Source organism: Hahella chejuensis KCTC 2396 (genome assembly GCF_000012985.1).
In the GTDB taxonomy this organism is placed as follows: Bacteria; Pseudomonadota; Gammaproteobacteria; order Pseudomonadales; family Oleiphilaceae; genus Hahella; species Hahella chejuensis.
The window spans coordinates 597,465-612,460 of record NC_007645.1 but is presented as its reverse complement, the minus strand read 5'-3'; the positions used below and the strand labels follow the sequence as shown (position 1 = coordinate 612,460).

At 51.5% G+C, this 14,996-nt stretch carries 15 protein-coding genes; 6 read left to right on the top strand and 9 right to left on the bottom strand.

The genetic code is table 11. From position 1 onward, the window contains the following. The first annotated feature begins 33 nt into the window (after positions 1-33). On the top strand, positions 34-432 hold the full coding sequence (locus HCH_RS02765; RefSeq protein ID WP_011394583.1) for a helix-turn-helix domain-containing protein: 399 nt from the start codon (positions 34-36) through the stop codon (positions 430-432). A 22-nt stretch (positions 433-454) separates the two neighbouring features. Beyond that, positions 455-1,042, top strand: coding sequence for an IS630 family transposase (locus HCH_RS02760; RefSeq protein WP_148212451.1), 588 nt, complete (start codon positions 455-457; stop codon positions 1,040-1,042). Here HCH_RS02760 and HCH_RS02755 read toward each other — a convergent pair. From HCH_RS02755 to HCH_RS02730, 6 genes are all read right to left on the bottom strand, one after another. Then, on the bottom strand, positions 1,004-1,666 hold the full coding sequence (locus HCH_RS02755; RefSeq protein WP_011394581.1) for an EamA family transporter: 663 nt from the start codon (positions 1,664-1,666) through the stop codon (positions 1,004-1,006). The genes HCH_RS02760 and HCH_RS02755 overlap by 39 nt on opposite strands. Positions 1,667-1,784: 118 nt before the next feature. Then, positions 1,785-3,389: a hypothetical protein gene (locus HCH_RS02750; RefSeq protein WP_148212450.1), complete on the bottom strand. Its 1,605-nt coding sequence runs from the start codon at positions 3,387-3,389 to the stop codon at positions 1,785-1,787. Positions 3,390-3,526: 137 nt separating this feature from the next. Then, a complete protein-coding gene (locus HCH_RS02745; protein WP_011394579.1) occupies positions 3,527-3,883 on the bottom strand; it encodes an antiterminator Q family protein in 357 nt (118 codons plus the stop codon). Between the two features lie 96 nt (positions 3,884-3,979). Further along, complete coding sequence (locus HCH_RS02740) at positions 3,980-4,690, bottom strand: replication protein P (RefSeq protein WP_011394578.1); 711 nt, start codon at positions 4,688-4,690, stop codon at positions 3,980-3,982. A 2-nt stretch (positions 4,691-4,692) separates the two neighbouring features. Continuing rightward, on the bottom strand, positions 4,693-5,706 hold the full coding sequence (locus tag HCH_RS34535; RefSeq protein WP_049780820.1) for a replication protein: 1,014 nt from the start codon (positions 5,704-5,706) through the stop codon (positions 4,693-4,695). Continuing rightward, positions 5,703-5,897, bottom strand: coding sequence for a Cro/CI family transcriptional regulator (locus HCH_RS02730; RefSeq protein ID WP_011394576.1), 195 nt, complete (start codon positions 5,895-5,897; stop codon positions 5,703-5,705). The genes HCH_RS34535 and HCH_RS02730 overlap by 4 nt, the downstream gene beginning before the upstream one ends. 84 nt (positions 5,898-5,981) lie before the next feature. Between HCH_RS02730 and HCH_RS02725 the strand changes: the two genes are divergently transcribed. From HCH_RS02725 to HCH_RS32060, 3 genes are all read left to right on the top strand, one after another. Further along, complete coding sequence (locus HCH_RS02725; protein WP_041598382.1) at positions 5,982-6,641, top strand: S24 family peptidase; 660 nt, start codon at positions 5,982-5,984, stop codon at positions 6,639-6,641. A gap of 655 nt (positions 6,642-7,296) precedes the next feature. After that, positions 7,297-7,914 (top strand): hypothetical protein, encoded by a 618-nt coding sequence (locus HCH_RS02720; RefSeq protein WP_041598381.1) that lies wholly within the window; start codon positions 7,297-7,299, stop codon positions 7,912-7,914. 1,005 nt (positions 7,915-8,919) lie between these two features. After that, a complete protein-coding gene (locus HCH_RS32060; protein ID WP_011394574.1) occupies positions 8,920-9,750 on the top strand; it encodes an abortive infection family protein in 831 nt (276 codons plus the stop codon). Between the two features lie 203 nt (positions 9,751-9,953). Here HCH_RS32060 and HCH_RS35145 read toward each other — a convergent pair whose 3' ends face one another. Continuing rightward, positions 9,954-10,067 (bottom strand): HNH endonuclease, encoded by a 114-nt coding sequence (locus tag HCH_RS35145; RefSeq protein WP_420794868.1) that lies wholly within the window; start codon positions 10,065-10,067, stop codon positions 9,954-9,956. A gap of 437 nt (positions 10,068-10,504) precedes the next feature. Between HCH_RS35145 and HCH_RS02710 the strand changes: the two genes are divergently transcribed. Then, positions 10,505-12,757: an ATP-dependent helicase gene (locus HCH_RS02710; protein WP_041598380.1), complete on the top strand. Its 2,253-nt coding sequence runs from the start codon at positions 10,505-10,507 to the stop codon at positions 12,755-12,757. A gap of 6 nt (positions 12,758-12,763) precedes the next feature. Here HCH_RS02710 and HCH_RS02705 read toward each other — a convergent pair whose 3' ends face one another. Beyond that, positions 12,764-13,075: a DUF2007 domain-containing protein gene (locus tag HCH_RS02705; RefSeq protein ID WP_011394572.1), complete on the bottom strand. Its 312-nt coding sequence runs from the start codon at positions 13,073-13,075 to the stop codon at positions 12,764-12,766. A gap of 40 nt (positions 13,076-13,115) precedes the next feature. Next, positions 13,116-14,936 (bottom strand): ABC transporter ATP-binding protein, encoded by a 1,821-nt coding sequence (locus HCH_RS02700; RefSeq protein WP_238384961.1) that lies wholly within the window; start codon positions 14,934-14,936, stop codon positions 13,116-13,118. Positions 14,937-14,996: the final 60 nt, after the last annotated feature.

Below are 14,996 nucleotides of genomic sequence, written 5' to 3'. Positions count from 1 at the left end.
TTACGACCACTCAATCTGATCATATTTTGCACCGTGAAGTACGTCAATCATCTTAAGCCCGCTGAAATAAAGACTCTTACCGATGGATTTCGCTACAGCCCGAGCTCCCGCTTCCGTATTCGCTGTCACGCCATACTGCTCAGCAATAAGGGGTATAAAATCGATAAAATTGCCGACATTATCGACTTCCACCGCAACACCATTTCGATCTGGATTGAGCAGTGGGAAAGCATGGGAATATGCGGCCTCATTAGCGACGCCTCCCCGGGAAGACCGCCCATTTACACGGAGCAGGAACAAGAAAAGGTTTGTAAGTGGATTGACGAGCAGCCCCAACAACTACGAGACGTCCAGATACGTCTGGAGAAAGAAACTGGAAAAAGCGCTAGTCTGGAGACCGTTAAACGGAACTTAAAAAAAATCAAAGTATAGCTTCAAGCGATTCCGCTTTTCGCTGCGCGCGCTTCGGGATGAAGTCGCCTTCCGCCAGTTTCAGGGCGTTGTGAAAGATCTTCAATCCTGGGAGGATGCAGGCGAAATCGAGCTTTACTACTTTGATGAATCAGGCTTCAGTCAGCGTTCCAACTTACCTTATGGCTGGAGCCCTGTGGGGAAGCCGACGCAAATGAAATCCTATCCACACAATAAGAGACTGAACGTTCTGGGGTTTATGAGTCGCCGCCAGAAGCTGATATTCCATGCCACAGAGGAGCGGGTGGACTCCGCCAAAGTCGTAGCGCTTTTTAATAAGCTGGCGGAGAGCAAAGATCCGCTTAAGCCAGCCGTGGTGCTTCTGGACAACGCCTCCATACATCGCTCTGCGGAGTTTCGCCGACATAGGTTGGATTGGATAGATAAAGGCATCTGGCCGATCTATTTGCCGAAATATTCACCGGAGCTAAACCTGATAGAGATCTTGTGGCGAAAGGTGAAGTACAGCTGGCTGCCTTTGGATTCGTATGAGACTTTCGACAGGCTGAAAGAGTCAGTGAACGACATCCTGTCAAAGTTTGGACAGGAATATAAGATTAATTTCGTTTAGGTGCTTAATAGCGCCAGACACGCTCTGGAAAAAGAGCGCAGGACTCAACAAAATGACGCCCAATAGCAGCGTATTGTTATTAATATTAGCGGCATCTACGGAGCGTCCTTTTCCAACGCTCTCCCAAACAATGAACGAAAAGGCCGCCCTCAAAATAGCGGCGCTGAGCGCACAGACGCCTCCCAGTATTATCGCATCCGTACTGTATCCCTCTCCAGCATAGTCCTTGCCGTAGAAGTAAAGCATGAGTCCCAAAAAGGCGATGATAAAGCCCAGTAACTCATTGCGATGGAATTCACCTTTGATAAACAGCCGTAGCAAAAATGTGAATAAAGGAGCTAGTGCAATAAGCAGCGCCGCCACGGCGACAGGCGCGTAAAAGAACGAATAAGTCGCCAGTACATAATAGGCGGTCATCATCAAGGCTAATGCATATTCGCTGTATGAGCGTTGCTGGAGAGGCGTAAATTGAAACTTGGCTCTGCTTTGAACAAAGAGAAGCCCGAATAAGAAGGCGATGAGAAAACGCCCCCAGATAATGTGCGGTACGCTCAGACCATCAATATACTTAACGAAAATTCCTGTCGAGGCCCATAGAGTGGCGCAAAGAAAGCTGTAAAGCATCTACCTGTCCTTGTTAACGATAATTCCGTGGTTTCGTTTATTCAGTGACTGAACAAACTTTTCCTATGCTTGAGTGGGTTAGGCCTCTACTGTGGAGTCTTATCACTGATTCCGAGTGTTAATAAATTTGCCGCCGAATTGTCTTCGCTATCTCGGACGGCATATCATGCCACTGGACTGGCGCTCCTTCCCAATGAAACGCGGATTCCGCCATTTCCCGTATAAGGGAAACGTTTATCAACGGTTTGCCGGAGGCGATGCTGGCGGCGGCTTGCCTCAGCAGCTCAATCTCCTTGCGTCTTCCTTTGCGCTCATGAAGGAAGCAAGCCAAAAGGGCGCAACGCTCCAGCCAGCTTTCCCGTTGCGGCTCCAGATATTCAAGGATTAGCGCCTCACTCGTTGGGCGCTCGTTTGTCCATTCCGACCGTAACCAAGGTTGCGTCAGACTGCGCATGTCTTGCGCAAAGTCCCATTGGTCCGCAGGCAGTTCTCCCGCATCCGTCAGCATTTCTATGATGCCCTCCATATTGATGGCGTCCGGCAACGACCATTCCCCTTCGACATGGCTGATCAGCCATAGCAGCTCTGGCGCCGGTAGCGTTCCCGAATCGCGGTTTTTCAGCAGGAAGTGGCGAATGATTTTTTGCAGGGTGAAAAGGGAGAGTTCGCCAAGGTGAAAGTGGTGTTTGCCGCCCTCAATGTGATGTTCGAGCGACTCGAAATCTGGAAATACCAGCACGCCGCCCTTGGTGACGCCAACGCCCTGTTGCAGGCGAGCGCTCCAGATCTTCCAGGCGTCTTCATGACGCAGCGCCAGGACGGCATAGAACGCCCCCTGAGAATCAAATGGGGAGACATAGCCCCCTAGTATCTCCGCCTTGCTGGAAGGCGTCACAGCGCCGCCCACACGAAGGCGCTGCAATCCCTTAACCACGATATCTATAAGCTCTCTATCCTCCTCAGGCAGCCATTTACGGGCAGCCACCAGCCGGGCTAGGTCCGTTTCATTGGCAAGCGTCTGACACTCCGGCGACAGCCAGGCTTCAATGGCGCTCTGTCGGTTTTTCCTGATCGGGTCCATGGCCAGCAACGCCGCGCAGTCGCGCCAGGGCGCTTCAAGGTCTAACAGCGCTGGCACATACAATGCCGTCGCGCCTTCGGGCATTTGCGCTCCCAGATGGGTCAACACTTGCAGCAAATCCCACTCGGTTTTACAGCCATTAATCTCGACCAGCTCCAGGATGGCTCTCGCCATCGATTCGGTCGTGGGAACGCCAATGAACGGCGGGCTGTCTTCCACTTCTTTCTCGTTAATCCGAAATATCACGTCTTCTCTGATTTCGAGTCTGGCGTAGGTGGCGCATTGTATGATTCTTCGCAGCCTCATCGTGTCCACGCCGGCTTCCAACGCAAGCCCAAGTTGTTCATCAACCCAGATGCTAATTTCCGCCAACCGGTTGGGGCTTGGACAGCGATCTGTCACCGCATTCATCACCGCCATCAGCGAGGCGAACGCCAAGTCGGCGATAACCTCGCTCTCATCCAGACAATCGGTGGCGCAGATCACCGCCATCAGCGCTTGCAGCATGTCTTCTTCGTTGTCTGTGACCTGCTCCAGCGCACGCAGCGTGATCATTAACAGATCCCGTATTCCGCCTTTCTCGTGTTCGTTGGCGAAGGTTCTGAGCATGTCGCAAATAAAGTCCTGTCTGGAGTCTGTCACGGTAGCGGTCCAAAAGTGTGGGAGTGAAGGCGGAACCTTAATTAACTCAATGGTCCCGCACAATACGCCATACGAAATAGTTAGAGGACGCTACACACTTAGCCCGCCATCGTTTCCTACAGCTCCCTTCTCTCCTGTCACTGCAATGTGTGTGAGTAAAGCGTAGCGTCGATCCAGGCGACGCCCGACTTAACCAGCAGGTCCGCCTTGCGCCGATCCAGTTTCGGCATGCGTCTGACGACATAAGACAGGTTCTCTCCCGCCATGTAATACAGCCGCACGACCTCTCCCATCTCTTCATCCCGCGTCCGCAGTTTGGACACCGCCAAATCCACCGCCGCCGCTTCCTGATCCGTGATAACGGGGGAACGCGTCGCGCTGCCGTTCAAACGGGAAAAGGGCGTTGATGACGAATAGCCCAGGCTTGCATCCATCTTTGACCACTGAGCCCATTGCTCCAACAGCCACGGCGTTTCATTCATCGTTCTGTTCATATCAATTCTCTAAAAATATTCTGTTGTTCCCACTTCGCTTTTTTGGCTACCGCCCTACTCCCAGAAAGCAGATATCCAGGGACTCTCATTCTTGCCCTAGTTGGGCGAGATGGATTTCAGCAACTCCGCCATCCTCCGGCGGGCCTCCTCTTTCGGAACCGGGCGAGAGGCTTTAACGGGCTCCTCAGGCAGCGCCTTGGGGATGTCCGCCTGGATGTCCTCTCCGTTCATGACGCGGCGACAGACGATGTCGTAATTGCGGGTGAACAGCGGCAGCATTTCGCTTTCCAGACGTGTTCTAAGCTCATACCAGCCCGTTTCCCTCGCTGCAATGCGCACGGCCAGATGGGCAAGGCTGTCACTGTGTTCGAGCTTCTGACCCCCCTCGCACGCCAGACGGTAGGCCGCCTGCACCGGCATCAGCCCAAGGTCTTCCGCTGTCGGCTTACACCATGCGATGAACTGACCCACGCTGGGAATGTGCGGAGTATTCAGTCTGCGCGCTCTCACCAACCCCACTTGAACCTGCTGCATAGTGAGAATTCCGTTTTCGATGAAGCCCTTGGTCCAAGCTTTCTTGGCCTGCTGGATGACTTCATGGTCTGGAAAGGCGTACTTCCAAGCCGGGAATATCCCGCTAAGCTCCGTGAACAGGCGATTGACAACCTCCGCCGCCTGCTTGGAAATGGCCGCCTCAGACTGTCCATAAGCTTTACGTTGGGCCGCATGCTGTAGCGTGTCGCATCGGCGTACCGTTCGACTGATTGCGTCTTGAATTTGCTGTGATCCGATGGGTTTTGTTTCCATGGTTATATCCCTAAATCATCCGCCCAACTTGTGTCGTGAAATCCGTAAACATCCCCAGGCACTGTGCTGTTGCCCGCTGCGCCGTATTCGTTGAGGTGCGATTGACGGGTTGGCTTTGGCGCAAACCTCATGCTGTTGCGCATCCAGTTACGCCATGCGGATTTCCAGCACTGGAATTTCGTTCCCTTGGCCCGGTGGTGGTCCAGGAACTTGTCGGTCTCGATGGCAAGGTCCGTGGTGATCTGGTTTTTGATCGCCCAGGCGAACAGCGCGTCGGTGATGTCGAAATCATCCGGCGCTCGGGTAGGGCCCTTCGTGCGCGCTATGTCTTTTGTAACAATGTCTTTCATGTCTATATGTCTTTTGTGGTCCCCTAATTCGGGACGAATACCCCCTTTTTCGGATACATCCGCCCCCGAATCCGGGTTTATTCTTCCCGAATCCGGGAACAGCTCCGCACCCGAATCCGGTTTTTTTCGTCCCAAATCCGGGTTTATTGCTCCCGAATCCGGGGCGCTCGCTTCCTCGGTCGCTGGTGCTGGATTCTCTGGATCGTCTTTTTTCTCGCCTTTTTTGAGTGATAAATCCCACTCGCCCAGGCGAGTGTTGACCGCATATTTTTTTACGTTGGACTCCCCCTCCCGGCGTATCACCTTCGCACGCACCAAGCCCGTGATTAAAGACGGAAGGTGACGCCGGGAAATGCCCGTCATCTCAACGAGCTGCTCCAGCGAAATCCAGTCCATCGCCTTGTTGAAGCCAAACGTCTTACGCATCACCGCGTTAACAATCTTGAATTCCCGACCGCTTAAATCGATGCGAGCCAGCGCGTTGAGCAACTCATTGGCCACGCGCGTGTAGCCATTGTCCAAATCGGCTTTGATAGGGCTCGCCTCCTGTGGCGCTCCTGTTGACTCCGGTGGCGCTTCACTCGACGCCTGCGGCGCTCTGAAAGGCACCACATTACCCATTTCATTAGATTGCGCCGTCATACTGATTTCCTTCTCCGTCTTCATACTCTCCGCCCGATCTGGGCCACCACTCTTTTCCGAACTCTTAACTTTCCGCCAGTCATGCGCTCAACCTGATAGGCGCGTAACATTGGCAGAAACTCGCCCCGCTGAGACACTGACGCGGGAGCCACGCCCAGCGCGTTGGCGAGCTTTGATTTGCCTCCGAAATAGGCAACGGCGTCTGCTTTTCTCATCGACATTCCTTTCTCATGAATTTAAGATTTGATAAATTTGAACATTAAAGATATGTTTCGTCAATATCGCTTAAGATCTCTTTCATGACAGACTTAGGACAGCGCCTGCGAGAAAGGCGGAATTTTCTCGGATTAACTCAAGGTCGCCTGGGCAAGATGGTGAGGGTTTCGCACGTCACCATCTCCCAATGGGAAAAGGGGGAAACCTCTCCCCGAGGCGAGAATCTTCACTTGCTTTGCTCGGCGCTCAGTTGCCAGCCGGACTGGCTGCTTTACGGGAAGGCGGAGAGGGCCGGAGATGAAAAGATAGCGGGTTACCAGCCTTACGCCAGCCTTGGGAAAGTGCCCTTAATTACACCCCAGCAAGCTCGTGTGTGGAAGGAGATCGCGAATACGTTCCACCATAAGGACGCGATAGCCTGGCGCGGGATCAGTGTCGTTGTCGGACCGCACGCCTTCGCCATGAAAGCGGTGGGTGACTCCATGGCGAACCCGCATGGAACGCCGTCCATTCCTGAGGGAGCCATTGTGGTCGTTGACCCCGACATCACCCCGGTAAGCGGTATGGTTGTGGTTGTCGGGCTGAAAGGTTCAAAAGAGGCCATTATTAAGAAGCTGGTTGTTGACGGCCCGAACCAATACTTGATGTCGCTGAACCCCGATTACAAGCCAATAGAGCTGACAGAAGAAAGCGCCGTCATTGGCGTTGTGAAAAGGCTTGAATTCGATTTGTTGCCGGATTAACCCGTCGTCATGGCGGGCTACGCCAATAACAGGCTTTGGCTTTATAGCAAAACCTAAACTCCTCTCTATCAGAAAGCTTCAATTTTAAAGTTAGTCAGGTTTTCAGACATTCCGAGGGCTAGCGAATAAAAACATATCTTAAATCCTTGCCCCCAGATTGCGACATATTAAGTCTAAAAGCATGTGAGCGTTAAGCAGGTAAACATTAGGGCTGTGCTTACAGTGGGATTCTGAAAAGAACTGTTACCTCTCCGCTTTAGGTCATGATGTTTCAAACGCTTCACTAAAACAGGCGGCGAGCCTCTTCTCATCATGACAGTTTCTTCTCGCTTTTCTAACGAGATCAATTCGTCGCCACCGCTGCTCTAGCGCTTCCCTTAGAGTGGTCGCAGGTTGCTGAATGTAGTGCATGAGTCGCTTCGTAGCATGACATTTTCCCCATGAGAAAAGTTGCGTCTCACTGAACAGTTAATGTCGTAAAGATTCAAATGGGGTTATGAGATACAGACTTATGTCACATACTCCATAAATTAGACGTCTATTATGACTAAATAGCTGACGGCTTAGTGCTTGGATTTACGCTTTACTTATTGGAGGTAGTTACTAATTGCCTCTAGCCACAGCTTCTGTAACACAAATTCAAGGAGTTGAATAAATGATCCTAGTATTTTTTTATGGGGATGAGCCCCCCGAGTCGCGTCAAAAACTCATAAAAGATGCTGAAAACATTCGTGATAAGCTGATAAGAAATAATAAAGAGTATGATGCCAATATAGTTATGCAGGCTCAATATCTTGAATATATGCAATCAACGGCATCGAAAGATGACAAAAAGATTCATATTGTTGCTCATGGCAATCAGGTTCAAGTTGGTGATTTTAAAGCGCAGGACCTTGCAAAGTTTCTTGTTGTAGATACCGATAGTCCGATATTGCTAAGACGCAAGAATATTGTAAAAGTAACTATCCACTCTTGCTTTTCGGCAGCCCCGCACCCGGATGGAGTCACTAAACGTTTCCTAGAGAGCTTTACAAGATATATGGCCGCATATTTACCTGATGTGGCTTACATGCAGTTTCGCGGATCTAACGGAGAGTCAGTAACCGATAGTCGAGGGCGTAATTGGGTTATTGATGGCCGCTATACTATGTCAGATATAAGAAAACCCAGATCAGTTGAAGATGAGGATGAGATAAATGCTACCTATATGAAGCCTAGGGACCGTGCTCGACCAAAGCTATTGATTTCTATGGGAGCGGTGATGAGGGGGTAATACCTACCTCGTCTTATTTCGTCTCTTAAAGCAAGACAAAATTTTGTTATTTCTATCCAATTGATAACAGCAGTTTCCATACTCCGCACTACTACGCCCTGGAGATTCCCAGGGCGCTTTCATTTAAAGACCTAATGTCCGTATGCTCTTTGGAGCCTTGTAGGGGGTTGCTTATGCTAATGAGAGTTTACTCGATAGACTCCATCGTGCTGGTGTTAAATGGTATTGCCTGTCGAAATGCGGTTTATAAGCCCGCAAATCCCTAGCAATGCTTGGCGTTCGCTTAGCTATTCCGGTAGATACTTGGGATCAACTAATAAGTGTAGCGACGAAATGGGGGTAACTTGGTTAATGTTTATCCATTGCCTTTTCCTCTTCCGGTGATCTCAGGCGCTTGGACCTTATCCAAAGTAAGACAATAACTAGAGCAGCCAAGCACATACAGCCCTTAATAAACCGAAAAATTCACTCCTCCCCACGCCTGCGGGTTTTGCAAAATACTTTGTGGAGGGAAAGTCGGAAAACGGGGAACCCCTTATGCTGGAAGCACTGACGCCTAAGTGCTGAATTTCATCTATTGAAGGTTTTTGAGGCGTTTTGAATTGTAAGTGAGAGAAAAATCACCTCTCGCGGGGGCGACTTATGCTGTCTCCATGCCCTAATCTCTAGACGATACGTTTCATGCCACACCCTCACACGGAGGGCTACTCCTCAACTATAGCTCGCTGTTTTCTATAATGTTAATTACGCTTTGTCGTACCAAATGGCTCGGCTTTTCGATGAAGTTTTCCTGAAAAGTGCTTCTATTCAATAACTTGGGATCTAGCCCGTTGTGATAACGAGCCCCCAAGCAAGTGTATATGCGTGCGCAAAGTTTTTCGTAAATGAGGTAGTTTGACTTCGCGGGATTTTTTGCACTGGAATCAGTGGGCTAGAGGAACTATCTTCAAAGTGTTGGAATGGGGCAATGCGCATGCGCGATATACAAAATAGGGAGGACAATTGATGCCGCTTCAAATGACAAGTGAGCTTAGATTTCCCATGGGCTCAACGACACCACTCAGTGATCTGTCTGTAGATGATTTTATTTCATTGATCAGAAAAGTATCGGGGGCAATGGATCGGCAGCGAATAATTGAAGTATTTAAACAGCACTTGTGCAAAGTTTCTGGTGATTATTATGCCCGCAGTTCTTCGCTTGACTGGGCCGAGTCTGATATGTCCAGACTGGCTCAGAATGCAGCACAAGATGCTCCTAATTTTATCGCTGCTGTATATGAGACTTTAGAAGAGCTAGAGCGTAGTGGCGCTACTGTCCCAACGGTGCAGCATATCAATCAGATTCTGCTTAAAAACCAGGACCATTATCAAGTTGTTGATGGTCAGTTAAATCAAACAGCTGGCAGTGTTGCTGCGCCAGAATTCAGTGAATCTATTTCGACTTCGGTGATAAGAGCTTTGGGAGACGCGAAGGCTTTAATCGGCACAGTGGATTCTTCAAGCGCCATTGATCGTGCGCATACTGCACTCCATGGATATTTGGTGCAACTTTGTACCGACAATCAAATTGATCTTCCCAGTGACCCTACGGCATCCAAAGCATTCAAGCAACTTCGACAGTTTCATCCGGCATTGCAAGCGTCAGGTCATAGGGCTGAAGACGTTACTAAAGTCCTTAATTCGTTTGCTGCATCAATTGACGCCTTTTCTACGCTCAGAAATAGGGCGAGCCTCGCACATGTGAATGACTTGCTAGATGTCCCTGAAGCAACCGCCATTGTTAACGCGATGTATACCGTTTTTAGGTACATTCAAGACTGTATACAGAGAGGGTAGTAGAGATTTTGTATAACAAGCGCAAGCACACGGATTAGTTTTCCGCTGCGCTCCAAGTTGCCTTTCGTGCGTGATAGCCCATCCAAATTGAAATGAGAACCTATTGCAATAATCTCTTCATCAGAGCTAGCCTCCGCAGCTTCGTCTATGCCCATAAATCCTCCTCATATTTTTATTTGGCCAAGTAAAAATATGATAGTTCACTAAATACATTGCCGCGTATTAGTTGTTTTGCACCGATGGCAGCCCTTACAAATTGCCCGCAGGCTTTTGCCTTGATCGTCGCCGCCTCTCGCCTTTGGCCAGATGTGATCCACCTCACTGGCCACACTGGTTCACCCTGCCTTAAGCAGACCTGACACAAGTAGTTATCTCGCCGCCTTAAACTTGTGCCATTGCCGGCCATGGCCGCGCAGACCAACTAAGATCATGGTTTGGTGGTTAGAGATTGAGTAAAAGCAGCTATTACGTGGAGAGCTTTCCTTGAAAGCCGATGATGTTATCCATAGACCAATTCTGTAAAATCCGGATGTGTCCGACACACTACAGAGAAATAATAATCTTGCTCAATATTTCCACCGAGCCAGAAAATGTCCCAGTGGTGTACCAGATTTACGATAACCGGGGTGATAGCGGAAAATGACAAGCGTAATATACTGAAAAACAACAACTTTATATGACTCATCATGTTTTAATCACCCCCTCGATCAGGGGCCATGAGCCCGGTTTCCCCAACCATCACCATCAGGCGAGCATGCAGTTAACCGAAGAGCAGCAGCGGATCATTCAGTCCGGCTTTGAGCACAGCGTTATCACCGCCGTCGCCGGCAGCGGCAAAACGACCACCCTCGCCCACCGCATCCATCATCTGATGGACCAGGGACATGACCCTCGCCGCATTTTGATACTGATGTTCAACCGCGCCGCCAAGGAAGACTTCGAGCGCAAATTACGCCAAGTCGCGGGAACGCATTATCGCGAGCAGCCTGAAGTTCGCACTTACCACGCCATGGGGTTACGCCTTTACCAGCGCTTCATCCGCGAAGGCGTACTGCCAGCCTTTGTTGGCCAGGTTCTGTCGGATCAGGAGATTCATTTCCAGCTCTGGCAATTGCTGCGTCGGCATGCCCCTGAGTCGCATCAGGACAGCGTCAAGCGCAATAAAAAGGAATATATCGAGCTGGCTTCCCGCCTGTTGGACATGAGCAAAACCTCTCTGTTGCCATTGCAGACGGTCTTCGAGCAACTGGAATATCGCAAAGAGCTGGCGTTTCTCATTGAAGTCGTCAACAGCTTTGAAGCCTGGCGCAAGTCGCATTCGCGCATCAGCTTCGCCGACATGCTTTACGAACCAGTGAAATGTTTGCAGGAATCGCCGGATCTGGTGAAACTGGTGGCGGATAAAATGGATGTAATCCTGGTGGACGAATATCAGGACACCAATGAAATTCAGCACTTACTGCTACGTTATATCGCCGGCGCGCGCGCCAGGGTCACTGTGGTAGGGGACCCCGATCAAACCATCTACGAATTTCGCGGCGCCCAGCCGGAGTTTATTCTTAACCGTTTCGCGGAAGAGTTTGAAAGCCCTCGTGAGTTCACCCTTTCGTATACGTTTCGCTACGGCCATAAAGTCGCCCTGCTCGCCAACCACCTGATTACTCACAATCACGGGCGCAAGGACCTTCTGTGTCGCTCTCACAAGGGGACGCCCTCCACGGACGTCAACGTTCTGCAAGGCGGAGATGAAACCCGCCAACTGGTGCTGCAATTAGGACGGTTACTTAACGGCGGCGGCGAACCGGAAGATATCGCGATTCTGTTCAGAGTATGGTCTCAGGCCGTGCCCGTTGAGCTGGCTCTTCTGGCCCATCGCATTCCCTATCGTATTGATGGAGATAAAGGCGCTCTGGCGAATCGGGAAGTCATGCATATTCAGTATGTTCTGGAAATGGCCTCTGGGCGGCTGGGTATGCTTGAGGAAAACAAACGGGCGGAAGTGCTCGCCGGTCTGCTGCGCTTCCCTCATGTGGGACTGAAGGACGACACGCTGCGCGAGCTGGCGCATATACTGGCGCAACACGACGCTCACTGGGGCGATCAGCTATTGGAGTGGATTCCTGACTCACTGCATGCCCTGCAAAAACGCAAATTGAAACGCACTGCTCAAGCCTGGAGTCTCTTGCCGAAAATGAAAGGCTCAGCAGCGGACATTGTGCGTTTTTATATTGACGATACCGAGTTGTTCAAGACACTTGAAGAACTTGCCCTCACTCATGACACTGCTGACGAGCGCATTAATAACGTGCTGGGCGTTGAGCACTATCTCGCCACGCTGAACTTACCTTCGCTGGAGACTCTGCAACATTTCGATGAGCTGCGACGTCTGGCCAGTGCGCAAAAACAACAGGGCGGCGTCACCTTATCCACCATGCATCGCACCAAAGGTCTGGAGTGGCCCGTGGTGATGCTCATCGGGCTGAATGAACAATATCTTCCTTACAGTATGCGCGGCGGCGAAGACATCGTTGACCACCTGCAGGCGGAACGGCGTCTGCTATATGTGGCCATGACCCGGGCCAAAGAGGCCCTGTATTTGTTTACTCCGACACTGAACGACAAGACCGCGCTCAGCAAAGATGACAAGCCCAGCCGCTTTGTAAAAGAAGCCTGCATGGACGTTTCCATGGCGGTGGGGGAGTTTCTGGATCAGCGCAAACAGACTGACGCCAACGACTCAGCCCATTACGAATCGGGACAGCGTTTGACGCCCATCGCCACTCGCTATCTTGACTGGCACAACGTTAACTATGAGCAGCCGGCGCAAGCCGCAGCCAGTGAGCCGGAGCAAATCTGGTCCGGCGACCGGGTTCGCCACAGCATTCTGGGTGAAGGAGAAGTCATCGCTGATCTCGACGATGCATTTCAAGTGGAGTTTGAGGATGGACGCAGAATGAACTTCAGCAAGAAAAGCGCCCACCTGTATTTCAGTTCACTGGGTGGATGACGCGAATTACATCAACCAAAACGCGGTCACCAGTCCAGTGATGAAGCCAAATAGAAAAATGCCGATCCACCCGGTAAAGTGACTGGCTGGCGTATGCGCCTCTTGCACTTGGGAATTTTCCCAATCCCGCAGAATTGAGCGCGCTTGCTCGTAATCCACGTCGTTAACGGAAACCCTCACCAACCCCGCCGCCGGCAATTCTCCCATTCCTCCCTGCAGAAACTCACCGTCGATAAATCCCGTAACGCCGGATTGCTCCAGTACGCCTTTAATCATGTGGGCTTCCAAGACATTAGCGGCTTCATAGACCTGACGCACGTGCTTCTCCTTTCATCGCCAAATATCGTCAGAGGCCAGCTCAGTGCTGACGCTCGCCATAAAGCTGCGCATACAGCCCTCGTTGCTGCAACAACTCTTCATGTTTGCCTTCCTCGGCAATGCGGCCGTCTTCAAATACATAGACGCGATCCGCCTGCTTTACAGCGCTGAGGCGGTGAGCAATGATCAGTGTGGTGCGCTGATCAAGGAAGTCCGCCAGCGCCCGATGCAGGTGGTACTCGGTTTCCGCATCTAAAGCCGACGTGGCCTCATCGAGAATCACCACTTGCGGATCAGCCAGAATCATCCGGGCGATCGCCACTCGCTGCCGTTGCCCTCCGGACAGCCTGACGCCTTGCCGCCCCACCAATGTGTCCAACCCGTCCGGCAAGTTCTCCACCACCGACTTCAGTTGCGCCACTTCCAGCGCCTGCCAGAGTTGCGCATCCGTGTGTGGTCGTCCCATCGTAAGATTCTGACGCAAGCTGTCATTGAACAAGGTGGGATGCTGCAATACGGTGACGACATGCTCCCGCACCCGATGATGTCCGATTCGCTGAATTGGGACGCCATCGAAACTGACGGAGCCCCGGGAGGGCGAATACATCCCCAGTAACACCTGAACCAAGGTGGATTTCCCCCCGCCGCTGGCGCCGACAAGCGCCGCCTTTTCCCCTGGATTGATATGCAAAGAGACGCCCTGCAGCACGTCTGGCCCATCGCCATAGGAAAAATGCACATTATCCACATCCAGCGCGACGGTTCTTTTTCCTGCGAAAGGATTGGTTTGCGGCGGATAAACCGGTTCCTGGCGCAACTGCAGCAACTGATTAATCCGCCCCAGCGCAGCATTGGCGGCGTAGAAACTGTATTGCATGCTCAGAATATCCTGCACCGGAGCCATCATGAACCAGAGGTAGCCGAATATCGCAAACATATGACCAATACTCAGATCGGAGTAAAACACCGTCAGCATGGCGGCGGCGCGAAACAGGTCCACGCCAAACAGGAACAGCATAAAGCTGACTCTGTTGGCGGCGTCGCTCTTCCATTCATATTGCACCGCATGATTACGAACGCCCCAGGCGTGATCCAGCAGTCGTCGGATATAGTGCTGCTCACGGTTAGCGGCGCGAATCTGATGAATCCCATCCAACGTTTCCGTCAGCGCCTCCTGGAACAGCTCCAACGCCTGGTTTTCCCGGCGCTTGAGTTCTTTGACTTTTTTGCCGAGACGCGTAGTCAAATAAATAACAAAGGGATTGAAAAACAGAATCAGCAGCGCCAGCTGCCAGTGCACCCACAACAATACCACCGCAGTGCCGACTATCGTCAGCAACGCCACCAGCAAACGGCTGACCGAACTGCCGATGAACTGATCGATGGTATTGAGGTCGGTCACATAACGGGACGCCACCGCGCCGCTCCCCATGACTTCATACTCGGCCATGGAAATACTGCTGAGGCGGCTCAATAGATCCTGTCTGATACGGCAAATGATATCTTTCGAGATACTGGCGAATTGCCTGCCCTGCCAGACATTCATGAGTAGAGAAAACGTGCGCAAGACCAATGCGGCGAACACCATGACGCCAATGTAAAACGCCGCCCCATGTATAGTCTCAGGTGAATACTGGTTGATCAGCGCAATGACTGGGCCGGGTTGCTCCAGCAGCACCTCATCCACCAGCAAAGGCAGCAGCAGCGGCACAGGCACCGCCGCCAATGTGGCCAGCACCGCAATCAGATTCGCCCTCGCCAACTGCGGTCTGTACGCCAGCACCATATTCCGGATTCGCCGCCAGTCATATCTCTCGTTGGCGGCTTCAGTGCGGTCAGTATGGCGTTGTTGGTCTGGCAAAATGTCCTCCGCGACTTACTACGAGCAAACGCAATGGAAAGCGTCTGGGCGACAGCCAGA

Bases quoted from the DNA above. Each gene is read 5' to 3' on its own strand.
- HCH_RS02730 (WP_011394576.1), bottom strand. From the start codon at position 5,897: ATGAGAAAAGCAGACGCCGTTGCCTATTTCGGAGGCAAATCAAAGCTC.
- HCH_RS32060 (WP_011394574.1), top strand. From the start codon at position 8,920: ATGCCGCTTCAAATGACAAGTGAGCTTAGATTTCCCATGGGCTCAACG.
- HCH_RS02710 (WP_041598380.1), top strand. From the start codon at position 10,505: ATGCAGTTAACCGAAGAGCAGCAGCGGATCATTCAGTCCGGCTTTGAG.
- HCH_RS02755 (WP_011394581.1), bottom strand. From the start codon at position 1,666: ATGCTTTACAGCTTTCTTTGCGCCACTCTATGGGCCTCGACAGGAATT.
- HCH_RS02740 (WP_011394578.1), bottom strand. From the start codon at position 4,690: ATGGAAACAAAACCCATCGGATCACAGCAAATTCAAGACGCAATCAGT.
- HCH_RS34535 (WP_049780820.1), bottom strand. From the start codon at position 5,706: ATGAAGACGGAGAAGGAAATCAGTATGACGGCGCAATCTAATGAAATG.
- HCH_RS02725 (WP_041598382.1), top strand. From the start codon at position 5,982: ATGACAGACTTAGGACAGCGCCTGCGAGAAAGGCGGAATTTTCTCGGA.
- HCH_RS02720 (WP_041598381.1), top strand. From the start codon at position 7,297: ATGATCCTAGTATTTTTTTATGGGGATGAGCCCCCCGAGTCGCGTCAA.
- HCH_RS02745 (WP_011394579.1), bottom strand. From the start codon at position 3,883: ATGAACAGAACGATGAATGAAACGCCGTGGCTGTTGGAGCAATGGGCT.